Here is a 24,322-nt window from a genome sequence, read left to right on the forward strand (position 1 = left end):
GCGCCGGCTCAGCGCACCCGGCCCGCTGACGGGGGCCGGGTTGCTCGGCCTCTGGTATCCGCCGCGGGCCATGACTCAGTGCGCCTTGTTCTTGTCGTTGCTGCCAGTGGTCGGGCGGCCCGGCTGAAGCGAGGTGCTGTTCCAGCTCCCCGTGTTCGGCGCGGTGTCGCTGGCGCCGCCCTGCGACTTGCCCGCGTTGGTGCCCTGCATCGGCATCTGGGTGTGCGGGCCGATCATGCCGCCCTTCAGGCCCTCCATCGGCTTGGAGCTTCCCTCGTGGAACGGGTCGCCCGCGAATCCTTCGGCCATCACTTCTCCCTCTTGTGTCCGGCCGCGCAGTACTTGGGCTTGGCGCCCTTGCCCGACCACTTCTTCCTGGGCTGCGAGCATCCGTCGTGCTCGCAGACGTCGCCCGGCGCCTCGAAGGCCGCCGGGGGCTGCGGGTTGGCCTCGGCGGCGGCCACGCGCGCCTGAAGGCCCGGGATCGGGCATCCGATCCAGTGCGTGGTGACGCCGTTCTCGGGCTCACGCCCGCAGTTCGAGCACCGCTGGGCGGTCATGCCGGGACGCTCCTCTTCACTGAGGCGGAGGCCATGGGCCGTCCGCTGCTGGTGAGCCCGGCGAGAAGGCTCATGACGTCAGGCTTGCCGCCAGGGCCCATCTGCGCCTGGCCCGGCGCGATACCACCCGGCATGCCCGTGGACGGGTTGATCCCATAGGGCACCCCGGCCCCACCCTCGCCAGAGGCCGGGGTGCCTGGGGGAGCCCCGGCCGCGGACGTGGACGGCTCGGGCTGGGGCTCCGGACTGAAGGCCGTCAGGATCGCCTCATGCATGGGCATCTTTTCCCGGAGGTCGATCAGCTTGGCGGCGTTGGTGAGCAGCATGGTCGGGTCCATGCCCTGCTGGGCCATGATCCCGATGGACGACAGCAGGGCGAACACACCCTGCTTGAGGGCATCGGTGGTCTGCTCCTTGTCCACCTCGGCCTGAAGCTGCGCCACGTCCACGTCCATGGGCAACTGCCGCTGGACGAAGTCCCGCGAGACGAGCTGGTCTCCGCGGAGCTGAAGCAGGAAGATCAGCGCCTGGTTCGGGTTCATCCCCGAGGCGAAACCGTAGGAGACGGACACCCGGTAGTTGCCCTTGATGTCCTTCGCCGGCGTGTAGAACTCCTCGAACGGCGTGCCGTTGATGACACCCGAGATGGACTTCCTGGCGTCCGGCCAGTACTTCTCGTCCATCTCGAAGCACAGCTCAAGAGCGCGCTCCAGGGCGTCACCGATGATGAGCTGACCGGTGGCGACCTGGATGTCATAGCCGCCGTTGAGGGCGTCCACGCCCCGCCCCGTGATGATTGAAGCGTCAACATCACCGGTGGCCGACGCCGGTGTACGGGTGCCCTTCATGACCTCGGCGGCCAGAAGCTGGTCCTGCGCCCACGCGGTCTGGGGCAGGTCGGTGCCCACCCGGCGGATCTTCTCCGGGCTGTTGGTGCGGATCACCGCATCGTCGCCGAAGGGGATCTTCTGCACGTCAGTGGGGATGGCCAGCGGCGCCCGGACCGTCTGCTGCGTCGCCTGGAGCCCGAGCATCGCCACACGGTTGCGGGCCAGCATCGGCCAGACCACGTCATCGAACTGGCCGCGGTCCTGGTCGTCCCACGTCGGCTTGCGGGCGATCACCACCGGGACCTTGCCGAACCTGTTCGGCACGTTCATCAGGACCAGGTTCTTGCGCTCCGGCATGTAGAGGACGTAATCGTCCTTGTCGCAGTACTTGACCACCTCAAGCTCTGTGTCGCCGGTGACCTGGCGGCCAAAGGGCTGATCCTTGCCCAGGATCTGGTCCGCGTGCTCGGGGAACTTCGACGCCAGACGCCGCGCGCTCTCGCGCCACACCTTCGTGTAGGAGATGACCTTGCCGCCCAGGTCGAACTGGGCGTAGTGCTTCATCGGGTTGTCGATGCGCAAGCGCGGGCGGCCGGCCTGGAAGTCCGGCTCCACCACGATCGGCATGGCCCCGTACGTCAGGTACCAGTCGCAGCCGGTGGGCATCTGCCGCTTCAGGCCCGAGTCGATGATGTACGAGTAGGCGATCTTCGTGCGCTTGGCGACGAACTTCTTCTGCCGCTCGGAGGTGACCACGCCCGGCGCGCAGTTCAGCGAAGGCAGCGGCGCCAGGTTCTCGGCGAGCTGCCGGGCCGTGGTGTCCAGGATGTTGGCCGTGATCGGGCGCGGCCAGGCATCGGGCATCGACCCCGGCGCAATGTTGTCGATCTTCTGCGCACGGGCGTCGAAGACCGTCTGATGCCGGGCGTCCCGTTCCTGGCTGTCACGGCGCAGGGCCTCCACCCGGGCCGCGACCTTCGCTATGTCCGCCATGACCACCTCCTGCGGAAGAAAGGTACAGCCTCTACTTCACCTTTGCTTCCAAGGCTTCCACGCGCTTGGCCAAGGATTCCAAGGTCAGCTTGGCCTTCGTGGTCACACCGCCCCACTTACCGGCCGGCTTCGCCAGGCACGCGGCGATGTCCGAGCGCAGCTTCGACATGGCGAACCCGCGAGGATCGACCTTGCCCGGCTGCCACTCCAGATGACCGATCACTGACTTCTGCTTCCAGCCGTGCGCACGCAGCAGCGCCGCCGCCGCCTTGACCATCGCCACGTACTGCTTCGACGGCCACGGGTCCTTGCCGTCGCCCAGGTTCTCGCACTCGAACCCGTAAAAATGCCGGTTGCCGTCCGTCTTCGCCTCGTTCGCCGCCGGAGGGTTCGTCATGTACGACTCGGCCACCACCGCACGGAAGACATCGTCGTCCCCCAGGCCGGCGTGGTTCGTGCGACCGTACCCCACCACATGCACATGCCCGCTCTTGCAGATCACGCCATGGCACAGCGGCCCCGGCAGCGACGCATACCCCTTCCGGCAGATCTCCACCGTAGCGTCATGACCCTTGGTCACCGTGTGATGGATCATCACCCCGTTGACCGGCCCCCACGCACCCTTGTGGTTCCGGTTGTGGTGCTCCGGCGACTTGCCGTCGGTCTTCTCCTCGAACACCGTCAGGCCCTCGGACTTCAGGGCCGCGATGAACTCCTTGTAGCTGAGTGGTGGTGCCACGTCCTACTCCTTCACCACGTGGTGGCGCCGTCCCAGGCGCCAGCGCCCTGCTGCTGCAAGGCGAAGTCGATATCCACGACCATCTGTCCGGCCGCGTCGCGCTCCGAGGTGAACTCCGAGTTGTTCACGTGCCAGCCGGAGAAGTCGGAGACCATCAGCTCCCGGCAGCGAATCTCCGCGAACCACAGGGCCATCACGGTGTCCGTGAGACCCTTCGTCTCCGGAAACCACGAGCACAACTGCTCGATCAGCGCACGCACACCCTCCGACTGCGTCTGAGACGGCAGCCGGATCAGATTGCGGCCCTCGCGCCACCCCTCGAACAGCGGCGCCATCGAGGAGACACCGAAGTCCGGGTCCCACTTGTTCGTGTTCGTGTGATGCGGGCTGATCAAACACCCGCGCGCCGCCAGGTACGAGCGGATCAGCTGATCCTGCGTGATCGACGCCTGATAGGCGTTCTTCTCCACCCGCCACTCGGAGATGCCGTACCGCTCCGTCAGCCGCTCGATCTCCGAACGCATCTCATGCGGCGGCATCCCCCGCTTGTTCACCACATCGAGCACCCACCGCACCCCCGTGCGGCGATCCAGGCCCACCACGACCATCGCCGTGCACCCGGCGGCGGCCGGGTCCAGCCCGGCGATCACCACCAGGCCGTCCATGCCGTACCGGCGGTGCTGCGACTGCCCGTCGAACATCCGGCCCGGATACCGGGCCCGGTCCACGCAGCCCTGGACGTCCTCCATCTTGAACACCGCATCGTCGGCCACCTGGTCCTGCATGTAGACCATCGACCAGTTCCGCGGAGACATCTTCCGGCGCTTCTTCGCCAGAGCCGGACCGTCCCACATCGGCCACAAGCCGTTCTCGTCCTGCTGCACGAGCTTGCGGGCCGCGATCGTGACCGGCGGCCGGTTCGTCTTCGGCCACAGCGTCACCCAGTCCTTCGGATCGTCCGCGTACTCCAGGACCGCAGGCTGCGTCAGATACGTCCACGGAGACTGACCCTCGGCGTAGTACTGCGGCTTCAAGATCTCCGAGTACAGGTCCACCGTCTCCATGCGCGTACCGATCAGCAGCATGCGCCCGCCGGCGTCCGCCACACGCGAGCCGACCTGGTTCTGAATCCACGTGATCTGCTGCTCGAACTGCTGGTGATTGGTGTGGTCCACGCAGTCATCCATGATCGCCAGATCACAGCGCGAACCGTAGATGTGGCCCCCGATACCCACGGCCTGCACCGTCGGGTCCTTCTCACCGGCCGTACGCCCGGCCACGTAGATACGGTCCGCCGTCCACGACGCCGCACCCTCGGCGAAGCCCCCCGGCGGACCGAACGCCTGCTGAAGCTCCAAGTACGCCTCGGACTCCGCCAAGCGCTCCTTGATGGACAGCAGGAACTTCTTCGCCATGTCCTGGGTCTTGGAGATCAGCAGGATGCGCACGTTCGGGTCCTGGCAGATCCTCCACACCACGTAGTTCACGGTCAGCGTCGTGGACTTCGCGTGCTCCGGCGGCGTGTTCACCAAGATCTGGTCATCGTCGCCGCGGATGAACCGCTGCCGCGGGTGCAGATCCCGCGGCTCCCGCCCCTCCAACAGGTCGAACCACTGCAAGTGATGCCAGAACAGGCGCGTGTTCAGGTACTTCTCACAGAACTCCGGGAAGTCCGGCACCTCCTTGGGCCCCTGCGCCCGCTCGATCTGCGCCTGCAACGCCCGGTCGATCAGATCCCGGTAGTCCGGGTCCGTCTTGCGGTAGTACTCGTGCGTCTTGCGCGTCACGCCGGCCTGGCGGCAGCCCTCGGCGATCGTGTGCCCCATGCGCACGGTCGCCACGATGATCTGCTTGCGCTCCTTGGACGACGCCTTCGAGATCCGGCGGTCCCGCGGGGAGCCGCCGTACAGCTTGCCGTCCTTGTTCACCGTCAGGCGGGCCACGTCCACCTCCCCGCTCATGGGCCCCCTGGGGGCCTGACCGGGCGGGGAGGCTACGACCGACCAGGGCATTTCTGCGAACCAAGCCTTATTGACGAAATGTCTCACAAGGAGGCTGCGGAAACCCTGATCAGGCAATCTTCCGAATGCCGCGGGTGTGCCCGCGCTTACGGCCGCCGGTGTACCGGCGGGAAGCGCCCGGCGAAGGCGACTTGCCACGCCGCCAGGTGCTCGGCTTGCGACCGGCGAATTCCACCCCCTCCAGAATCCGCGTACGCGCCCGGCCGTCCGCCCGAGCAGCCTCGGCGCATCCCCTATGGGCCCAGTAGGTTTCGCGGCGGCCCAGCTCCTGCCCCACAGCGATCGGGCGGCAGCAGACCGGACAGCGGCCCGGGTACCGGGCCTTCACAGCTCCTCCTCGAGGAAGCCCCGGCGATCCCGGTCCACGAGGAACTTGATGTACTCCGACATGGCCATTCCCCGGCGTGCCGCCTGCTCGCGCAGCAACTGCCGCTGCGATGGGTACATGTAGACGCTCAGCTTCACCAAAGGTTCGGGCCCGTCAGGGCCCTGCACGACGCTCGCCATGTCGGCGGAAGCTACGACAGGTACTGACGGTTCTACGAACCTCAACCAAGGTTCGGGTTGCGAACGAGGCTTGACAACCCTATATTGAATGCGCACAGCTGCGCCGCCTAGCGCCTCACGGCGGCGCCGAAAGCTCACGAAGGCCCACCCTCCACGGTGGGCCTTAAGCATGCCGAGCCGGTCTCAACCGGCTCCCAAGCTGGGGACTTTGCCACCGATATCTGGGCGGAGACCAGAGATCGGGGGCCGAGGCGGGTTTAACAGTCCCGGGTCATACCGGGACAAACCCGCAGGTCAGGAGGGGTCGAGGCCCCCTCCAGGGGGCTCCTCGGCCCCCGATCATGCGAGGCGGACACAGCCTCGCTCGCCTCACAGGCTCGCTCGCTGGTCACGCATACGCATGTATGTGCCGCACAGGCACATACACAAGCAGCCGTGCACCACTGCCGTGGTGCACACACGGTGAGCCCACTGACGTGGGCTCACAGCTGTCGCACACCCACTGGTGTGGGTGTGCAGCCGTGCGTGTGAGCAGTGGCTCACACGGCGTTCCTGGCCGTGTTCGGTAGGCCGTTGGCCTACCTCACCCGCCTGCTCGTCTCAGCCGCTCCAGCGGCTGTCTGTGCCGTCCCGGACAGGCTGCCGCCTGTCCCGTCCGGCACAGCTCTGGCCGTCCGTCAGACGGCCGTCTGTGCCCCTGTCGGGGCACCGCTGCGGCTGCGTCCCCGAGGGCATCCGGACGCAGCCGCTCTCGCGCGCACGCGCGCGTGCGTACGCGTACACGCGCATGCCGGCGCGCGCGCATACGCGCGCACGCGCGAGCCGGCCGATCACTTCGGCCGGGATTGATCATCTTCCGCTTATCACTCTGCGTCATGCTCCCCTCACTGCTCACCCGTCGCAGGGTGAGCGCCCCGTTACGGGGCGTTGAGCAGTGAGGCATGCCTGAACCGGCATGCCGCGACGTGCGGTTGTGCGTCGCGCACCCCGTGCGCGTGCAGTGCGCCCCGTGCGCGCCGTGGGCATCAGGCCACGCCTTCACATGCCCTCCACATTCCTCGTGATCACGTTCCGCTACCCGTCAGTGAGTCGCTGGAGGGTTGAAGCAACAACCTTGCAGAAGCGAGGCAACCCTCATAAGTGCAGGTGGGAGGGTGTCTCTAAAAAATCTTGAAGAAATTTTCCGAGACCCTATTGACTCATCCGTGGGTCACGGGCACTGTAGGCATCCCTACCGGGGACCGAGCGGAAGCGGAGAAACCGGGATTGATCGCGCGACCGACCTTCACCGGTCGGTCACTTGAACATCCGGACCTCACCTTGTGGGTGAGAGCGGGCGGCCGGGGAGGCCAGAACATCTCCGGGCAGTGCTGCGGAGAGCAGCGGTGCGAGCGACCACCACAGGTGATCGGTTCCGAGCGCGGGTGAGGCATAGCCCCCGCAGATGCTCCTGATGTCACCTAGGCGCGACGACCACCAAGGCCCCGGCACTGTGACCGCGTAAGGGCCCCCCAAGGGGCACCTGCGAGAGACAGACAGGGTTGGTTGAGCCCGCAGCACTGTCACTCGTCATGCGGGCAGGGAGAGACGGCCGCTGCGATGGCAGGCGGCCGGAGATGGATCAAGCTGGAGTATGCGTAGGTCGTGCGTGATCGCCGCACCTCGGGATAGACCAGCACCCCTTGGGGTGAGTCTGGCAATGGACCCACGCAAGATCTCAGTTCCCGTTGTGAGTCAACCCCCTGCCCGCTTGATGAGTTCATCAAATGATCATGAGCCGGTCCACTGGGGGCCGGCCTTACTCATGATCATTTCCGACATGATCAATGGAGAGGCTGATCATGGGAATTACCTTGACCGCGCCGTGCGTGTGGTGCGGCGCTCTGGCGACGCAGAGCGTCCCGGATGGCCCGTGGACCGCCTTCGTGTGCGACTGGCACGCAAAGGCGCACTATGCGCACATCGTGCAGCCTGTCACGGAGTACACGAGCGACTCCGGGTGCGTGTACCGCCTTGACTACGAGTTGGGCGACGGTTTCGCACTCCGCGAAGAGCGCGTCAACGCCGACGTCACGGTGTGGAAGCTGTACCGGGGCGCGTACATCGGTAGCTACAAGACGCGTGAGAACGCACTGCGCCGTGTAGAGCGCAGCAAGGCGCGTGACGTGCGCCTCGCACTGGAGCACGTGGCGAGGACCACGGGTGAGAGTGTCGAATCACTGAGCGATCGGCTGATCGCTCACGACTGGAGCGAGGCACAGGCATGCCGACGGGGCATCGTGAGCGGAATGATCACGTGGCCCTACCCGCAGGACGAATGCCCCGTCGGCACCGTGCCGTGGCGCACGGTGGTCGAAGACTTCAAGCGTGCGGGAATGACGGAGTTCATCACCACCACACGGTTCGGAGTCCTGTGGCTGAACTCTGAGTGACCCTGCCGGAGTATCGAGCGGACCCCCGTGGCACCGGGGGTCCGTTGGCTTGCTCTTACAGGGAGAGCACGTGCGCGCGGGTGGCACCCCGTGCGCATGTCCACACCGATCAGTCAGGAGAGGCACTGATCATGGGTATCAACAACAACGGTCCCGAGTCCTACGGCACCATCTGGGTCTGCCGGTGCTGCATGCTCACGCACGCCAACGGCGAGTGCTGCGCAGACAGTGAGCACGGCGGCGACGGGTGCGAACCCCTGTCGTCCATCGAGCCGCCGTACACCGTGGCCATGGGCATGGCCTACGAAGAGCACGCCGAGGACTGCCTGTTTCACACCATGGGCAGTGACGCGCCCGGCGACTACGAGTGCGACTGCGAGACGAACACCTTCAGCACGTCGCAGTGCGAGGGGTGCGGTTCGTGCCTGCACGGTGAGCGTCACGCCATGACGCTGTTCAAGAACTGACCATCCGCAGCAGCATCGGACGGCCGTACTCGTGACGGCCGTCCTCTTGTTCCTACGGATGGGAGCACATGGCCACCGGTGGCACCCGGTGGCCATGCCAAGTGATCACCATGGAGAGGCAGTGATCATGATGAGCGTGACCCTGGACAAGATGCAGCCGCAGAGCGGCTACACGCCCTGTGCATGCCGTGACTGCATGGACGTCACGGTGTCCAGCGACGTCACCAAGCCGGAGCTGTGCGAGGCGTGCGCCGAAGCGGGGTGCACCAACCACAGCAACCTGCCCGGATTCATGACGGGATACGGACTCGGCTACGAGTGCCAGCGCGACGACACTTACGAGTCCTGATCATGGACAGGCCGGTCCAGGACAAGATCATTGCCCGGGCCCGTGACGCGTATCGCGAGTGGGCCGCACGGCCCTGGTACGTCAAGGTCTGGGACCGTATCTGCTCGGAGGCGGGCTACATCGCGTTCCGCCTGAAGAAGCACTGATCATCCGCCGGAGCAGTGGGCCGGCTCACCCCCGGGGTGAGCCGTGCCCATGCTCTTACAGATGAGAGCACAACGGCCCCCGTGGCACCGGGGGCCGTTGCATACGGCGCCACCCAACTTTGGAGAGGCAGGAAGCGCCATGGAGAACGGTAGCAAGCGAGTCACCGCAACGGTTGTCGAGGCCATCGCCAGGCATGCCGAGACGTTCACGAGCGGAGCGTTTCGGTACCTGGGCACCGGTGGCGACATCGGCGACGGGGCTCGGTACATCGACGGCATGCGTCAGCAGGTCTGGGTGGGCCGTGGGGCCTCTCGCCAGGCGGCGGCGTACTACGTGGGCGCCTTGCTCGGTTGGGCCCGTCAGACGGGCACGCTGATCCCGGACGACGTCCGCGAGTACTGCCAGTCTGTACAGGAGACATACCAGTACGACCGCAAGGCCATGGAGTGGCAGAAGCAGGGCGAGAGCGACGCCATCGCTCGCGCCAGCGTGCTGGACGGGGGCGAGTGACCATGCCGCTCTTCGACGTCACGTACCACCGCCTCGTGTCCGACAGCACCAAGGGCAGCGACCGTCAGACCGTGGACCAAGCCATGATCGGCATCGGGGATGCCGTGGTGGCCGGCTTCAGCGTCACCCGCTACGCCATCGAGGACCGTGACGGAAAGTCGGTCACGGTCGTGACCGTGACCAGTCCGCACGGTGTCCTGTTCGGCTGCTACGAGTTCACGAAGGTGGCGTGATCATGAACGCACTGGAGCTGCGCTACGCCATCTTCAAGGCTCTCTCGGGTCTGAATCAGCCGGCTTCGATTCGGTCTGTGAGGCTGGTGAACGCCACCCTCACGCAACCGGAATGGTTCATCGAAGTCATCACCGATGACCCGCGCGATCCTGACGACGCCCGCCAGTATCGCGTGAAAGTTGAGGAGATCGTCTGACCCTGTCACCCCAAGTCGCCGGGCGCCCTGTCCACCCCCAGCAGGGTGCCCGGTCCGTCTCCCGGCGCCATTGCCCCAACCGTGGCGCCGGACCCATGGGGCCGGCCGTGAGCCCCCGGCCCCCGCTCAGCCCCCGCGCACCGGTCCCCCCTGCCAGGCGCGGGGGCTGAGCCCCTTCCCTGGCGTCCGTGCGAGCGGAAGTCCGCACACCCGCGCTCAGCCTCTCCAAGGGTGTGCGGGCCTCGGTCCGCACGGGCCAACCACACCGCCATGTCGTCTACGGAGAGGTAAGAGCATGGCTGACAACCCGTTCAGCGGGATCACTGCCGATCAAGTGCTTGCGATGGTGCAGGAGGCGCACACGCAGGCAGCAACCGCCCTCAGCCAGGAGGAGGCCGCCCGCACGGCCGTGATGAGCCTTCTGGCGCAGGTGGGCGGAACCACCGTCGGTGAGAAGGATCTCATCTTCGAGGGCAGCAAGTTCGTCCTCCCCGAGCAGTACGAAGGGAAGATCGGTGAGGCGATCGACTTCCTGGACCGGTACCGCAAGCAGCAGGGCAAGACGCACGAGTACAGCAAGATCTTCCGGTACCGGCCGTACGACGTGGCGCACGCGCTCACGCTCGCACTTCAGGAAGTCTTTGGCTCCACCGGCATGGGCGAGTCCTGGACCGACATGTTCGGCCAGGAGCACCCGCCCCAGTTCATCGAGGTCCCCACCGGCGTGAACACGTCCGTTCAGGTCCCCTGGGACCTGGTGGCCATGCCCATCCTGGGTCCCGAGGCGACCATCGAGGTGGGCTACACCCGTGACCGCGATCTCGGGATGCTCGGCAAGCTCAGCATCCGTGCCCCGCGCGGGGTGAAGGCGCAGGTCGAGGGCCTGTTCAAGGTCATCGAAAAGCACCTGTCGGTGTCCTCCCTCTACAAGGGGAAGGCGCTGATCGGCGGCGACGCGCTGGTGCCGGCCTTCCTGGACGTCAGGAAGGTCAACCCGGCCCATGTGATCTACTCGGACGACGTGCTTCAGCAGCTCAACACCAACATATGGGCGCTGATCGAACACACCGACCTGATGCGGGAGCTGGGGGAGGTGCTGAAGCGGGCCGTCCTGCTGGAAGGCCCGTACGGCACCGGCAAGTCCCTGGCCGCGTTCCTCACCGCACAGAAGTGCGTCGAGCACGGCTGGACGTTCCTCTTCGTCAAGCCCGGTGACGACCTGGACGCTGCCATGCGCACCGCCCAGCTCTACGCGCCGGCGGTCGTGTTCTTCGAGGACATCGACGTGATCGGCGAGGCCGGCGACCCGGCCCGCGTGTCCAAGCTTCTGGACTCCTTCGACGGCATCGGCGCCAAGGGCGCCGAGGTGGTGGCCATCCTGACCACCAACCGCAAGGACAAGATCCACAAGGGCATGCTCCGCCCGGGGCGCCTGGACGCGGTCATCTCCATCAACTACCTGGATCAGGCGGGGGTGGAGAAGCTGATCAAGGCGCATGTCCCGGCGGACATGCTCCGGGTCATGGACTACGGCAAGGTCTTCGAGGCGTTCGCCGACTTCACGCCGGCGTTCGCCAAGGAGGCCATCAGCCGGGCCAAGCGGTACGCGATCGCCCGTGAGGGCGGCAAGCCTCGCTTCCTGACCACGTCCGACTTCATCGGCGCCGCCAACTCCTTGAAGCCGCAGCTCGACCTCATGCACGCGGCCGAGGAGGAGAAGGCCACGCCGACCGTGGACAAGGCTTTCCGCGAAGTCGTGGCCGACGTCATCGACGCCATGCGCCCCGTGGACTCCGACGGGGGCGCGGCGCAGATCTACGGAGCGGAGGAGGACGTGGCCGGCTTCGAAGTCGATCGCGAGGAACTGCCCGCCTGACACCTGGGGGGCCTGCTGAACCCAGGCCCCCCAGGTCTTACACCCCGAAGGGGGGTTGAACATGTGTGACAAGTGCGAGGTGCAGCACGGTGTGGCCGCGCTGGAAGCGCTCGCCAACGGCGAGGACATCCCGGAGGCGCCCGAGTCGGACGTCGAGGTGCAGAAGGTGCCGGTGTGCCTGCCCTTCCCGGTGATGATCACCGTCTCGGACACCGGCTTCGCCGGGATCATCACCAACGATCTGGGCGCCTCTGTGATCCAGGGCTTCCTTAAGTCCATCGGGCATCACCCCGACGACTGCCCACGGCACCACCACTGACCCCTGGCCGCCCTGCGGATGAAGTCGGGCCGCGGGGCGGTCGGGCAAACCCCAGCGCCGAGGCATGGAGAAGCCCCCCTGAGTCGGGGTCACTCAGGGGGGCTTCATTGACCCGCCCCGACAGCGGCAGCCGCTGCCAACGGGGACCCTGCTGCCGAGGCGGGCGTCTTACGGCAGGCGCAGCTTCGAGCGCTCGTTCTGGGCGAGCAGCTTCGCCTGCATACGCTCCGTCGGCTTGGCCATACGGATCTTGTCGCACGTGGTCTTCCACGGCCCGAACCGTGGATGCAGAGACTTGATCGTCACGTCATTGCCGTCCACGTAGGTGACCACGCCGATGTCGTTGCGTTCCTCATCGACAACGATCTGATTGAGCTTCACCTCATAGGGATGCATACCCGCAGCCCCTCCTCTGCCCTCATCCGTGTGCTCAGATCATTGATCGGCACAGGGGACGCGTGACGGCGCAAACGCATGACGTAGCCGACACTTCCGCGCTACGTTCGAAGTGTCAGAAACGTCAGGGAGAGGCGACGTTGAACACCGCATTACGCCGTGCTATGGCGGAGAAGGACGTACGTTCAGGACAGCTCGCACGCCGCTTGGGGGTCTCCCGGGAGACGGTGGAACGATGGATCACAGACGCTGATCGCGTTCCCCACGCCCGGACCCGGGCGGACGTGAGCGAGTACCTGGGGGTACCGGAAGAGATGCTGTGGCCCAAGGCGGTGAAGACCGCTGTCAAGACAGGGCCGGACAGAGAGATTGTCTCGGTCTACCCGTACCGGTCTGCCTGCCCCAAGGCGGTGTGGGCGGAGCTGGTGGAGCGGGCGAAGGAACAGATCCTGTTCGCCGGCTACACCAATTACTTCATTTTCCTGGAGCAACCGCACTTCCACCTGACCCTCCAGCGGAAGCTGGAGCAGGGCGTCAGGGTGCGCTTCCTGCTCGGCGACCCGGAGTCGCCCACGACCCGCGCCCGGGAGGCCATCGAAGACACGCCTCTGAGCGTGTCTACACGCATCAGAATCGCCCTGGACAACCTGGGCAGGGTCCCGGCCCGCGAGGGCCTGGAGGTGCGCTACAGCGCCCCGGAGGACGCCACCAACCACGTCGGTCTGTCGGTCTTCCGGTTCGACCATGACGCGCTGGTATGCCCGCACCTGGCCCGGCTCGTCGGCCACGACTCACCGATGATGCACCTGCGCAAGCGCGACGAACAGGGCATGTTCGACCGCTTCGCGGAGCATGCCGAAGAACTGTGGGACCGGGCCGTACCGGCCTGACCCACCCCAGACCGAAGCCCCCGGGATACCGCCGTTCCCCGGGGGCTTCGTCATGCCTACGGCCCATAGCCCAAGGGGAGAGGCACGCGCCTTAAAAGCGCTGGTCAGTGCGGGTTCAAGTCCCGCTGGGCCGACCACCGCCGGAGTGATGACCGGCGGCAACCCGAGGAGAGAAACGAGTCTGCATGAACACCAAGGAGAGGCATGGCCAAGACCACGATTGAGCCCAAGGAGCTGACACCGGCTGCGGACCCGTATCCGCTGCCCACCTTCCCGCAGGTGCTCGAAGTCAGTCAGGAGATGGCATCCTCATGGCTGACCCACCGCCGGGGACACCCCAAGCTCCGCCCGCTGTCCGCGAGCGTGTCTGCGAAGTACCAGGACCTGATGGAGGCCGGCCGCTGGCGCGAGGCCACCCCCGAGGGGCTGGTCTTCGACACCGAGGGCTACATCATCTCCGCCCAGCACCGGCTGAAGGCGCTCGCCAACGCCTCCGAGAAGGCCCTGAAGAAGCACTACGGGCGGCCCTACCTGCTCTTCTGGATCTTCCCCGAGCAGCCCAGGGACATCGCCGGATACCTTGATCAGGGTTTCCGCCGCACAGCGGCCCATCTGCTGGTGGGCACGCCGTACGCCTCCTCCGTGGCCTCGGGCGCCAAGCACCTGGCCGCGCTCGCCGACGGCGACCGCTACGGCATGCCCCGCTTCAACCGGGTCACGGTCCCCGAGATCGTGGAGACCGTGCGGGAATGGCCGGAGCTGGAGCGCTGGCCCGCAGAAGCACACGCCATCTGGTCGGCCACCGGCATTCCGGTTGGCGTCCATCTGGCGGTGCTCGCCCAGGCGGCCCGCACCGAGCACGTGGACAAGATCCCGGCATGGCTGGAGGGCCTGCGCACCGGCGCCAACCTCTCCGTCAGGGACCCCCGGCTACTGCTGCGGGAGAAGTTCCACGGAGGCTTCGTCAGCATCGCCCGCATTCCCCGGCGCGACCAGATCTGCGCCGTGATCACCAAGGCGTGGAACGCGTACGTCACCGGCGAGACGCTGTCCGCCGTCGGCCTGCGGCAGCGGGCCGGGGAGCTGTTCCCCAAGGTCGCAGACTTCGAGTTCGAGAAGAAGGGGAGGACTGTCTGATGGCCGTGTCCCGGCAGATGCGCAAGGCGTGGGGCTCCAAGCTGGAGACCCTGACGGAGAAGGCCCAGAAGGCCAGGGAAGACCTGCTCGTCGGCATCTACCAGGCCCGCCAGGCCGGCCTGAGCCAGGCCGACGTGGCGTACAGCATCGGTGGCGTGTCGCCCACCGGCATCAAGGCCAAGGAGGAGAAGGGCCGCGAGATCTACGAGCGGCGCAAGGGGGGCTCCAGTCCGTCGTGAGGTTTCTCAACCCCCACACATTCCGCCGTGGCTCGTACGTCGCCTTAAAGCCCCGTAGGGGCCGGACGACGGTGACGTACGCCAAGGTTATCGAGCACGTCTCCCCGTCCGCCGTGCGAGTGGTCATCACGGCGGACAGCGGAGGCCGACGGCAGGGCGACACGTACACGGCCCCACTCGGGTGCGTGTCACCCCGCCACCGTGGACAGCACCGCAAACCGGCCCCACGAAGACCCCGGATATGGGGGTGGTGGGGCCGGTGACCGGCTGTGTCTTACACCGATCACCTGCACGACCAGGGGTGCCCGCATTCGGTTAAGTTTTCGGCAGGGGTCATCTTCAGGAGGACAGGCGCCTGATCTGACTCCCACACTGAAAGCCGCTGCCACCGAACACTGAATGAGGGGACCCTGGCCATGCCGCCCAAGAGGAAAGTTGACTTGCCGGACCACGTCAGAGCTGCGGTCCTGGAGGACGTTGCAATCACCTACCGGACCGCCTTGGATGCCGACGAGAACTCCAAGGTGCGCATTCATCTCGCCCTGGAGCAGGGCGTCACGACCCGTGAGCTTGAGGAAGAGCTGGGCGTGCCGCAGCAGACCATCAGCCGCTGGGGCCGCCAGGGCAAGGAGGCACTGGAACGCCGGAGGGAGGCGAGAGCAAAGCGTGAGTCGGGAGGTCAGCCGACTGGTGAAGATCCTGTCAGACCCGGAGAACCGGGACCGGTCGGCTGAAGAGATAGCCCAGCTCTGCATAGACGAGCTGGACGCCCTCCGGTCCACCACTCACCGCCTGGCCGTCGTCGGCCAGATCTCCTACGGGCCCCAGGAACCACTTCACACAGTGGTCCTGGGGCCCTTCCGCTCCCCGCTGCTGCTCAAGGACGAAGAGCGCTTCGAAGAGGCCCTGAAGAGGCCATGCACCGCTGCCCGGGAAGCCGGGCAGCATCTGGCCTGGGACTCCAAGACGGGCACCGGCCAGGGTCGCTTCATGCTGGCCCCGGCCTTCGCCAGGCCCCGCGACGCCTGGGACTTCTACCGCCCGCCCAAGCAGCAGGACATGCAGCACATCACCGAATCCATCGCCCGGTGGCGCCCCGGCCTGTGGGCCGAGGAGTACGAGCGGGGCTCGTAAGGAGGGCCCATGCAGGACGGGAAGGACATCCCCGCCGAAGAGGCCGGCCAGTGGCTACGGCAGAACAACCCTGACATCCGCATCACATGGGAGACCGCCGAAGAACACGACGAAGACGCCTACCGGCGCCTGTTGAAGCTGCTGTTCAGCCCCGGCTGACAGCGGCCTTGCGTAAGCTGACGACGACAGAACGACCCCGGGAGGGCCTGAGAAACGCTCCCGGGGTCGTCCATACGCCAGTCGGTAAGGGACTGACATGACCAAGACTCTCACGCCCAAGAAGCAGAGGCTGCTTCAGGCCATCGACGCCGAGTTGCAAGTGCCCGAACCCGGGCAGCTCCGGGCCGTCGCCTACCTCCGGGTGTCCACCGAGGACCAGAGGAAGGGCTACGGCATCAGCTACACCGGCAAGCGCGTCGTCAAGCACATCGCCACCAAGGGCTGGGCCCTGGTGGACGTCTTCGCAGACGAGGGCGTGAGCGGGACCCTGGACCACACCAAGCGGCCCGACCTGCGAGAGCTGATGGCTCTCGCCCGGCAGACACCCCGACCCTTTGACGTGGTGGTCGTACAGGAAGAGCGCGCCATCGGCCGACGCGACAAGGCGTTCTGGCCCTGGGTATGGAAGCTCGAAGACGACTACGGGATCTTCACCGCGGTCGTCAAGGGCAACTACGACAACACCACCGATGAAGGCCGCTCGCGCATGCGCAAGGCGCAGGACCGGGCCGAGGACGAGCTGATCACCCTTCGCGACCGCACCCAGGGCGGAGTCCAGGAGAAAGCGGAGGCAGGCGGCCACGTCGGAGGCGTGGCCCCGTACGGCTACCGCATCGAGAACAAGGGAATCCTCGGCGAATCCCGCCTCGTCCTGGACAAGGACGGGGAGAACTGCGCCTATGACATCCTGCACCGGGCTTACCGCCGCATCGTGCACGACGGGAAGACGCCGGGCGAGGTGGAGGCCGAGTTCAACGCAGAAGGCATTCCCGGCCCCGTGCGGCCCTACTGGCCGAGGGGATCTCTCCGGCACATCCTGACCGGTCAGGCCGTACAGAAAGCCGTCCGCGTCTTCCGGGACCCGAAAGGCCCCAAAACCCGGCTGGACAACAATGGCCTCCCCATTTTCGGGCAGACCATCACCATCAAGCTGGACCCCATCTTCACCGAAGAGCAGCTTGCCCGCCTGAATCGGGCACTGGCCCGAGGCGCCCGCGGGCCCCGCACATCCGAAGATGCGGTACACCCCCTCACCGGGCATCTGATCAGCAAATGCGGAAAGCACCGCATCGGTGCGAGCGGCACGGGCCGGGCCAAGGCCCGGGTGTACCGCTGCACCGGCAACAAGCCGAAGCCCGGCGAGAAGAAGTGCGGCTGCCGACAGGTCGATGCACAGGCGCTCGAAAATCGCGTCTGGTCGGCCATCTGCCAGCTTCTCGAAGACCCTGACCGGCTTCATCAGATGGCTCAGGACTGGGTGGACATGATGATGGCCGGCGGCATGGACTACGAGGCCCGCATCAAGGAACTTGACGAGCTGATCGAGGAGCAGGAAGAAACCATCGACGCGACCACGCTCGCTGTCATCCGCCGGTCGCAGCGCAAAGGGCTGGGCCCGGAGGCCACACAGGAGGCCGTGGAGCGCGCCACGCGCGAGCTGGAAGAGAACTTGGCCGGCCTGGAAAAGCTCCGGGACGAAGCGCGCCAGTGGCAGGAGGAAAGCAAGCGCACCGAGGAGCGAGCCCGCGATCTGCGGCGGCTCGCTGACGTGGCCCGGGTGCGCCTGCATTCCATGGACGCCCGCGAGCAGGAGGAGATTATGGACCTTCTGGATTTGCGGGTGACGATCCTGGGAGACGCGCGGCGCAAGACGCGCAGCGATGACCAGATCAGCAATTGGTTCCGCGAGCGTGAGCGTGTCGTTCCGACGCTCACGGATGAGGCGTGGGCTCTGTGCCAGCCCATCCTGGCCTCCCGCCCGGGGCGCAAGCCGACCGATCCGCGAGCCCTGCTCGATGCCCTGCTGATGAAGGCTCGCACGGGGTGCGCATGGTCCGAAGTGCCCTACGGGAACGTGGCCAGCATCTGGAAGCGCTGGCACCACAGCGGGCTGTGGGAGGAGCTGATGGAGGCGCTGGCCGGTGTTCCCGGGGAGCCGCCGCACGACGCCATCGCGGTGCCCCCGCTGCGCATTGAGGGCCGCGTTGACCCGCGACTCATCATTAGCGAAGATGATGCACCTAGCGAGGACGACCCGTTCAAGGCCAGTGACTACAAGATCAGCCCCTTCGAGCTGGAGTCGGCGCTGCTCGAGCACGAGGCGGTGGCCGAGGCGGCCGTGGTGCCCGCGCCGGACGAGCTGCGGCTCGCCGTGCCGAAGGCGTACATCGTGCTCGCGGAGGGCTGGGAGCCGGGGCCCGACACCGCGAAGGTGCTGTTCGAGCACTCCCGCGAGGTGCTCGCCCCCTACAAGCGGATCCGCCGGCTGGAGTTCGGCGCGCTGCCCAAGACCGTCTCCGGCAAGATCCGGCGCATCGAGCTGCGCGAGGCGACGGCGGCCGGTTCGGACAACGAGTACCGCGAGGAGGACTTCCGGTGAGCGCCCTCTCCTACACCCACGGCACCGGCGGCACGGCACTGCTGGGCGACACCATCGGCGCCAATCTGGACCGCGCCGTGGCCGCCTGGCCGGACCGCGAGGCCCTGGTCGACGTGCCGTCCGGGCGGCGCTGGACCTACGCCGAGTTCGCCGCGCGGGTCGACGAGCTGGCGTCCGCGCTGCTCAACTCCGGCATCGCCAAGGGCGACCGGGTGGGCATCTGGGCGGTCAACTGCCCCGAGTGGGTGTTCGTGCAGTACGCCACCGCCCGCATCGGCGCCGTCATGGTGAACATCAACCCGGCCTACCGCACCCACGAGGTCGAGTACGTCCTCAGGCAGTCCGGCGTCCGGATGCTCATCGCCTCCCTCAGCCACAAGACCAGCGACTACCGGGCCATGGCGGAGGACGTGCGCGGCCGGTGCCCCGAGCTGCGCGAGGTCGTCCACATCGGCGACCCCAGCTGGGACGCGCTGGTCGCCCGCGCCACCCCGGACCCCGCCTGGCCGGAGCTGTCCTGCGACGACCCCATCAACATCCAGTACACCTCGGGCACCACCGGCTTCCCCAAGGGCGCCACCCTCTCCCACCACAACATCCTCAACAACGGTTACTTCGTGGGGGAGTTGATCGCCTACAGCGAGCAGGACCGGGTCTGCATCCCGGTGCCCTTCTACCACTGCTTCGGCATGGTGATGGGCAACCTCGCGGCCACCTCCCACGGCGCCTGCATGGTCATCCCCGCCCCGTCCTTCGACCCGGCGGCCACCCTGCGCGCCGTCCAGCAGGAGCGCTGCACCTCGCTGTACGGGGTGCCCACCATGTTCATCGCGGAGCTCAACCTGCCCGACTTCGCGGACTACGACCTGACCTCCCTGCGCACCGGCATCATGGCGGGCTCGCCCTGCCCGGTGGAGGTGATGAAGCGGGTGGTCGCCGAGATGCACATGGCGGAGGTGTCCATCTGCTACGGCATGACCGAGACCTCCCCGGTGTCCCTGCAGACCCGGCGCGACGACGACCTGGAGCACCGCACCGGCACCGTCGGCCGCGTCCTGCCGCACATCGAGGTCAAGATCGTGGACCCGGCCACCGGCAACACTCAACCCCGCGGCACCGCGGGTGAGTTGTGCACCCGTGGCTACAGCGTGATGCTCGGCTACTGGGAGGAGCCGGAGAAGACCGCCGAGGCGATCGACGCCGGCCGCTGGATGCACACCGGGGACCTCGCGGTGATGCGGGAGGACGGGTACGTCGAGATCGTCGGCCGCATCAAGGACATGATCATCCGCGGCGGGGAGAACATCTACCCGCGCGAGATCGAGGAGTTCCTCTACGGCCACCCGAAGATCCGGGACGTGCAGGTCGTCGGCGTCCCGCACGAACGGTACGGCGAGGAGGTCCTGGCCTGTGTCATCCCCCGTGACCCGGCCGACCCGCCCGCCCTGGAGGAGGTCCGCGCCTTCTGCGAGGGCCGCCTGGCCCACTACAAGGTGCCCAGCCGCCTTGCGATCCTGGACTCCTTCCCGATGACGGTCTCGGGCAAGGTGCGCAAGGTCGAGCTGCGCGAGAAGTACGCCGGTCAGGCCGCCGGCTAGCCGGCACCCGGGCCCCGGGAACGCAGCATCAGGTGCCGGTGCCGGTGCCGGTGCCGGTGCCGGTCGGCCGCCGCATGCAGACCCGGGGCCAGCGGTCCAGACCGGTCCGCGCCTCATGGGCGCGGATCTCCCGCAGCCCGTCGGTGAGTTCGCCGTCCGCGAGGGTGCGGAAGCCGAGGCGCGCGTAGTACGGCGCGTTCCACGGCACCTCGGCGAAGGTGGTCAGCGTGAGACCGGCCAGCCCTTCCTCGCGCGCTCGCTCGGCGGCGTAGGCGAGCAGTTCTCGGCCCACACCCCGGCGGGCGGCCCGGGGATGCACCGAGACCTGCTCGACGTGCAGCGCCCCGTCCACGGGCTCGGCCATCAGATACGCGTCGGCCGTGTCCGCGCCGGCCCCGTCGTCCAGCACACCGACGGCCACCCAGAGCCGCCCGGCCCGCCGGTACCCCTCCAGCACATCGATCCCGGGCGGCTCGTCCTCGGCGACCCGATCCATCCCGAGCCCCCGGAAGGCCTCACCGGCCGCCCGCTCGATCTCCTGAAGCCGGCCCAGGTCACCAGGTCCGGCGGGACGTATGCGCATCCGCCGAGTATCGCCCCGGTCGGCCCTGGCCGCCCCTCGTTTTGCGCATGCTCGCATCCGTCGCGCGCGTCCCCCCCCACCCGGTTCGGCGTGCCCCGCACCCGTGCTGCTCACGCAGGACCTCTGCTCACGCCCCGCTGCCGTCCAGCTGGTCCGCCGGGGGGTTGACGGGGGTGACCGCGCCGCTGCGCTCGAGGAGGAAGAGGGGGATGCCGAGGGTGCCGGCGCGGGCGTGGGACTCCTTGGTGTAGCCGGTGACGGAGAAGTAGAGACAGCCGGCCGACTCCGTCATGGCGGTCAGCCAGAGGCACTCCACGTCGCGCAGGGTGGCCGGGCGGGCGGAGGGGTCGACATGGGCGAGGACGCCGCGTCCGGCCAGTCCGATGCCGGAGGGCGGGCGGTGGTCCGCGCGGCGGATGCCGGCGTAGCCGAGCCGGTGCAGGTAGAGCACGACGGCGGTGACCGCGTCGCGTGCCGTGCGGATGGTCACGGAGGGCAGGGCCGGGCGCCGAGGGGCGTCGGCCGTCACCGGGATGCGCAGCACCGTCCCGCAGGGGCAGCCCAGCTCGGGGCGGGGCCACTGTCCGCGCCGCCCGCAGCTGCCGCAGAGCACCGTGATCCAGTCCTCCTGCCAGGCCCGGTGTTCGACCCGGGTGGGCTCGCCGTCCGCGTCCAGCGGGGGGACGACCGGCGCGCCGCAGGCGCAGGGGTACGAGGGTGCCGTGTAACGGTGCGCGCGCCGGCACTCGGGGCAGCGCACCGCCAGGCTCTGGGACATGGCCCACTCCTGGATGTCTCTCGGCTCGGGGCAGCGCCCCCATGGTGCTCCACAGCCCGGGTGCCTGTCCGGCGCTTGGCCGCTCTCTTGACGGGCTTCCGCTCGCCCGCCTACATTTCTTTCAGATCGTAGAAACTAGTTTCCGCAATACGGAATTGTGGAAGCTCCGGACGTGCACGGAGACAGCTCACCGCGTGGGCGCGACGGGAGTGCGAATCCGATGGCCGAAGCAGGAGTACTCGATGGCTCGAATGACCGCTGCCCGCGCGGCAGTTGAGATCCTCAAGCGCGAGGGCGTCACCGACGCGTTCGGTGTCCCCGGCGCGGCGATCAACCCGTTCTACGCGGCGCTCAAGACCTCCGGCGGGATCACCCACACCCTCGCCCGCCATGTGGAGGGGGCCTCGCACATGGCCGAGGGCTACACCCGGACGCACCCCGGCAACATCGGCGTGTGCATCGGCACCTCGGGACCGGCCGGCACCGACATGATCACCGGCCTCTACTCGGCGACCGGCGACTCCATCCCGATCCTGTGCATCACCGGCCAGGCACCGACCGCGGTGATCCACAAGGAGGACTTCCAGGCCGTCGACATCGCCTCGATCGCCAAGCCGGTCACCAAGATGGCCGTCACCGTCCTGGAGGCCGCACAGGTCCCCGGCGTCTTCCAGCAGGCCTTCCACCTGATGCGCTCCGGCCGGCCGGGACCGGTGCTGATCGACCTGCCGATCGACGTCCAGATGACCGAGATCGAGTTCGACCCCGGCACCTACGAGCCGCTGCCGGTCTACAAGCCCGCCGCGACCCGCGCGCAGATCGAGAAGGCGATCGGCATGCTGAACGCCGCCGAGCGTCCGCTGATCGTCGCGGGCGGCGGCATCATCAACGCCGACGCGGCCGATCTGCTCGTGGAGTTCGCCGAACTGACGGGCACTCCGGTCGTGCCCACCCTGATGGGCTGGGGCGTCCTGCCCGACGACCACGAGCTCAACGCCGGCATGGTCGGCCTGCAGACCTCCCACCGCTACGGCAACGCCACCTTCCTGGAGTCCGACTTCGTCCTGGGCATCGGCAACCGCTGGGCCAACCGCCACACCGGCAAGCTGGACGTCTACACCGCCGGACGGAAGTTCGTGCACGTCGACATCGAGCCCACCCAGATCGGCAAGATCTTCGCCCCGGACTACGGCATCACCTCCGACGCCAAGGCCGCGCTGGAGCTGTTCGTCGAGGTCGCCAGGGAGCTCAAGGCGGCCGGCACCCTGCCCGACCGCTCCGCCTGGGCCGCCGCCGCGCAGGAGCGCAAGGCGAAGCTCCAGCGGCGCACCCACTTCGACGACATCCCGATCAAGCCGCAGCGCGTCTACGAGGAGATGAACAAGGCCTTCGGCCCCGAGACCCGCTACGTCTCCACCATCGGCCTCTCCCAGATCGCCGGCGCGCAGATGCTGCACGTCTACCGCCCCCGGCACTGGATCAACTGCGGCCAGGCGGGCCCGCTCGGCTGGACCGTGCCGGCCGCGCTCGGCGTCGCCAAGGCCGACCCCGGGGCGCAGGTCGTCGCCCTCTCCGGTGACTACGACTTCCAGTTCATGATCGAGGAACTGGCGGTCGGCGCCCAGCACAAGATCCCCTACGTCCACGTCCTGGTGAACAACTCCTACCTGGGTCTGATCCGCCAGGCACAGCGGGCCTTCGACATCGACTTCCAGGTCAAGCTGGAGTTCGAGAACATCAACGCGCCCGAGCTGGGCGTCTACGGTGTCGACCACGTCAAGGTCGCCGAGGGCCTCGGCTGCAAGGCGATCCGGGTGACCGACCCGAACGAGCTGGGCGACGCCCTGGAGCAGGCCAAGAAGCTCGCCGCCGAGCACCGCGTCCCGGTCGTCGTCGAGGCCATCCTGGAGCGCGTCACCAACATCTCCATGTCGGGCACCAACGACATCTCCGACGTGGTGGAGTTCGAGGAGCTGGCGACCCGGCCCGAGCACGCGCCGACGGCGATCAAGCCGCTGAAGGTCTGACCCACGCGGTCAGGAGCGAGGGGCGGTCCCGCACGGGGCCGCCCCTCACTGCCGTCTCCGTCCCCGCACACGCGCGTCAGTCCCCTCCGCCCCGGCCGCCCCCGCCGCAGTGGTACAGGCTCCCGCCGCTGCCCCCTGGGGTGGTGGCGGAGCATCCCCCGGTCCCGCACCTCGGCCCGCGGCACCAGACCGGCCCGCAGGGCGAACCGCGGCACCAGCATCCGCAGCGCCGGCTCGCCGTGCAGGGCGACGGCGAGCAGCCTGGCGTGGTCCGGCAGGCCGCGCCGACTCGCCGGCAGGGGGGATGCCTCGCGCAGCGCGCGCAGCCGCCCGCGGGCCGCCCGGGTCGCCCGGAGCAGCGGCCCGCCCACCAGGCCCGCCGCCGCGAGACCCGCGCGCACCTCGGCGACCGCCCACGGCACCACGGGGTCGCGCACCAACTCCGGCAGATCGCACGGCTCATGGAGGCGCTGGTACACGGCGCTCTCCAGATACGGGGCCCGCCAGTCACTCCCCACGAGTCGTCCGGGGCGCCCGCCCTCGAGGCGCCTGGCAGCCCTTCGCCGTCGGACGGCTGCCCGCCGCCGGCCGCGGTCCACGTCCACTGCGGCGCCTCGGGCGGCGGATCGAGGGGGACTCCGGGCGGCGGCAGCTCCGGCAGCGCGTCGCCCGCCTCGGACTCGACGGCCGGCATGGTCCCCGGGGCGCCCGCCACCACCGCGCCCCGCAGATACAGGCAGACGACGCGGCGACCGTGACCG

25 protein-coding genes, 1 tRNA gene and 3 pseudogenes are annotated in these 24,322 nt (G+C 67.8%); 20 read left to right on the top strand and 9 right to left on the bottom strand.

Annotated features, from left to right (window positions below; translation table 11 throughout):
- Positions 1-75: 75 nt before the first annotated feature.
- The 6 genes and pseudogenes from HCJ93_RS08410 to HCJ93_RS29845 form a co-directional block, all read right to left on the bottom strand.
- Positions 76-309: a hypothetical protein gene (locus tag HCJ93_RS08410; RefSeq protein ID WP_167992588.1), complete on the bottom strand. Its 234-nt coding sequence runs from the start codon at positions 307-309 to the stop codon at positions 76-78.
- Entirely contained in the window at positions 309-560 is a 252-nt protein-coding gene (locus tag HCJ93_RS08415) for a hypothetical protein (protein ID WP_167992589.1), read from the bottom strand. Before HCJ93_RS08415 ends, HCJ93_RS08410 begins: the two co-directional genes overlap by 1 nt.
- On the bottom strand, positions 557-2,383 hold the full coding sequence (locus tag HCJ93_RS08420) for a hypothetical protein (protein ID WP_167992591.1): 1,827 nt from the start codon (positions 2,381-2,383) through the stop codon (positions 557-559). The genes HCJ93_RS08415 and HCJ93_RS08420 overlap by 4 nt, the downstream gene beginning before the upstream one ends.
- 145 nt (positions 2,384-2,528) lie before the next feature.
- Positions 2,529-3,122: pseudogene (locus HCJ93_RS08425) on the bottom strand (N-acetylmuramoyl-L-alanine amidase); the annotation flags it as partial.
- A gap of 11 nt (positions 3,123-3,133) precedes the next feature.
- Entirely contained in the window at positions 3,134-5,083 is a 1,950-nt protein-coding gene (locus HCJ93_RS08430) for a phage terminase large subunit family protein (protein ID WP_167992595.1), read from the bottom strand.
- A gap of 384 nt (positions 5,084-5,467) precedes the next feature.
- Positions 5,468-5,590: a hypothetical protein gene (locus tag HCJ93_RS29845; protein WP_277350690.1), complete on the bottom strand. Its 123-nt coding sequence runs from the start codon at positions 5,588-5,590 to the stop codon at positions 5,468-5,470.
- 1,886 nt (positions 5,591-7,476) lie between these two features.
- Here HCJ93_RS29845 and HCJ93_RS08435 point away from each other — a divergent pair.
- From HCJ93_RS08435 to HCJ93_RS08475, 9 genes are all read left to right on the top strand, one after another.
- The gene (locus HCJ93_RS08435; RefSeq protein WP_167992596.1) at positions 7,477-8,082 is read left to right on the top strand and encodes a hypothetical protein; all 606 of its coding nucleotides are present in this window, start codon (positions 7,477-7,479) and stop codon (positions 8,080-8,082) included.
- A 131-nt stretch (positions 8,083-8,213) separates the two neighbouring features.
- Positions 8,214-8,549, top strand: a complete 336-nt coding sequence (locus HCJ93_RS08440) for a hypothetical protein (RefSeq protein ID WP_167992598.1) — start codon at positions 8,214-8,216, stop codon at positions 8,547-8,549.
- Between the two features lie 127 nt (positions 8,550-8,676).
- Complete coding sequence (locus tag HCJ93_RS08445) at positions 8,677-8,898, top strand: hypothetical protein (RefSeq protein ID WP_167992600.1); 222 nt, start codon at positions 8,677-8,679, stop codon at positions 8,896-8,898.
- Between the two features lie 2 nt (positions 8,899-8,900).
- Positions 8,901-9,044: a hypothetical protein gene (locus tag HCJ93_RS08450; RefSeq protein ID WP_167992601.1), complete on the top strand. Its 144-nt coding sequence runs from the start codon at positions 8,901-8,903 to the stop codon at positions 9,042-9,044.
- Positions 9,045-9,183: 139 nt separating this feature from the next.
- Positions 9,184-9,555, top strand: a complete 372-nt coding sequence (locus HCJ93_RS08455) for a hypothetical protein (RefSeq protein WP_167992603.1) — start codon at positions 9,184-9,186, stop codon at positions 9,553-9,555.
- Between the two features lie 35 nt (positions 9,556-9,590).
- Positions 9,591-9,788 carry a hypothetical protein gene (locus HCJ93_RS08460; RefSeq protein ID WP_167992605.1) on the top strand — a complete coding sequence of 66 codons (198 nt, stop codon included), beginning with the start codon at positions 9,591-9,593 and terminating at the stop codon, positions 9,786-9,788.
- A 2-nt stretch (positions 9,789-9,790) separates the two neighbouring features.
- Positions 9,791-9,985, top strand: coding sequence for a hypothetical protein (locus HCJ93_RS08465; protein ID WP_167992606.1), 195 nt, complete (start codon positions 9,791-9,793; stop codon positions 9,983-9,985).
- Positions 9,986-10,280: 295 nt separating this feature from the next.
- A complete protein-coding gene (locus HCJ93_RS08470; protein ID WP_167992608.1) occupies positions 10,281-11,861 on the top strand; it encodes an AAA family ATPase in 1,581 nt (526 codons plus the stop codon).
- Positions 11,862-11,922: 61 nt separating this feature from the next.
- Positions 11,923-12,180, top strand: coding sequence for a hypothetical protein (locus HCJ93_RS08475; RefSeq protein WP_167992610.1), 258 nt, complete (start codon positions 11,923-11,925; stop codon positions 12,178-12,180).
- Between the two features lie 168 nt (positions 12,181-12,348).
- On the opposite strand, the gene HCJ93_RS08480 is transcribed toward HCJ93_RS08475, so the two are convergent.
- Positions 12,349-12,576: a hypothetical protein gene (locus HCJ93_RS08480; protein WP_167992611.1), complete on the bottom strand. Its 228-nt coding sequence runs from the start codon at positions 12,574-12,576 to the stop codon at positions 12,349-12,351.
- A gap of 284 nt (positions 12,577-12,860) precedes the next feature.
- On the opposite strand from HCJ93_RS08480, the gene HCJ93_RS08485 reads away from it, so the two are divergent.
- From HCJ93_RS08485 to HCJ93_RS08525, 10 genes and pseudogenes are all read left to right on the top strand, one after another.
- On the top strand, positions 12,861-13,466 hold the full coding sequence (locus tag HCJ93_RS08485) for a phospholipase D-like domain-containing protein (RefSeq protein ID WP_309141341.1): 606 nt from the start codon (positions 12,861-12,863) through the stop codon (positions 13,464-13,466).
- 59 nt (positions 13,467-13,525) lie between these two features.
- Positions 13,526-13,603, top strand: a tRNA-Leu gene (locus HCJ93_RS08490).
- A 67-nt stretch (positions 13,604-13,670) separates the two neighbouring features.
- Entirely contained in the window at positions 13,671-14,603 is a 933-nt protein-coding gene (locus HCJ93_RS08495; protein WP_167992615.1) for a hypothetical protein, read from the top strand.
- Positions 14,603-14,842 carry a hypothetical protein gene (locus HCJ93_RS08500; RefSeq protein WP_167992617.1) on the top strand — a complete coding sequence of 80 codons (240 nt, stop codon included), beginning with the start codon at positions 14,603-14,605 and terminating at the stop codon, positions 14,840-14,842. Before HCJ93_RS08495 ends, HCJ93_RS08500 begins: the two co-directional genes overlap by 1 nt.
- Before the next feature lie 440 nt (positions 14,843-15,282).
- Entirely contained in the window at positions 15,283-15,576 is a 294-nt protein-coding gene (locus HCJ93_RS08505) for a helix-turn-helix transcriptional regulator (RefSeq protein ID WP_167992618.1), read from the top strand.
- On the top strand, positions 15,533-15,976 hold the full coding sequence (locus HCJ93_RS08510) for a hypothetical protein (protein ID WP_167992620.1): 444 nt from the start codon (positions 15,533-15,535) through the stop codon (positions 15,974-15,976). Before HCJ93_RS08505 ends, HCJ93_RS08510 begins: the two co-directional genes overlap by 44 nt.
- Before the next feature lie 9 nt (positions 15,977-15,985).
- Positions 15,986-16,135, top strand: coding sequence for a hypothetical protein (locus tag HCJ93_RS08515; RefSeq protein WP_167992622.1), 150 nt, complete (start codon positions 15,986-15,988; stop codon positions 16,133-16,135).
- 97 nt (positions 16,136-16,232) lie between these two features.
- A pseudogene (locus HCJ93_RS08520) lies at positions 16,233-18,092 on the top strand (recombinase family protein); the annotation flags it as partial.
- 132 nt (positions 18,093-18,224) lie between these two features.
- Positions 18,225-18,575, top strand: a pseudogene (locus HCJ93_RS29350) (AMP-binding enzyme); the annotation flags it as partial.
- Positions 18,572-20,173 (top strand): AMP-binding protein, encoded by a 1,602-nt coding sequence (locus HCJ93_RS08525; RefSeq protein ID WP_167992625.1) that lies wholly within the window; start codon positions 18,572-18,574, stop codon positions 20,171-20,173. The pseudogene HCJ93_RS29350 and the gene HCJ93_RS08525, both read left to right, overlap by 4 nt.
- Before the next feature lie 28 nt (positions 20,174-20,201).
- On the opposite strand, the gene HCJ93_RS08530 is transcribed toward HCJ93_RS08525, so the two are convergent.
- Positions 20,202-20,756 carry a GNAT family N-acetyltransferase gene (locus tag HCJ93_RS08530; protein WP_167992627.1) on the bottom strand — a complete coding sequence of 185 codons (555 nt, stop codon included), beginning with the start codon at positions 20,754-20,756 and terminating at the stop codon, positions 20,202-20,204.
- A gap of 127 nt (positions 20,757-20,883) precedes the next feature.
- Positions 20,884-21,534, bottom strand: a complete 651-nt coding sequence (locus HCJ93_RS08535; protein ID WP_167992628.1) for a hypothetical protein — start codon at positions 21,532-21,534, stop codon at positions 20,884-20,886.
- Between the two features lie 242 nt (positions 21,535-21,776).
- On the opposite strand from HCJ93_RS08535, the gene gcl reads away from it, so the two are divergent.
- Positions 21,777-23,561, top strand: coding sequence for a glyoxylate carboligase (gene gcl / locus HCJ93_RS08540; protein ID WP_167992630.1), 1,785 nt, complete (start codon positions 21,777-21,779; stop codon positions 23,559-23,561).
- The last annotated feature ends 761 nt before the right edge of the window (positions 23,562-24,322 follow it).

It is taken from the genome of Streptomyces composti (genome assembly GCF_012034205.1).
Taxonomy (GTDB): Bacteria; Actinomycetota; Actinomycetes; order Streptomycetales; family Streptomycetaceae; genus Streptomyces; species Streptomyces composti.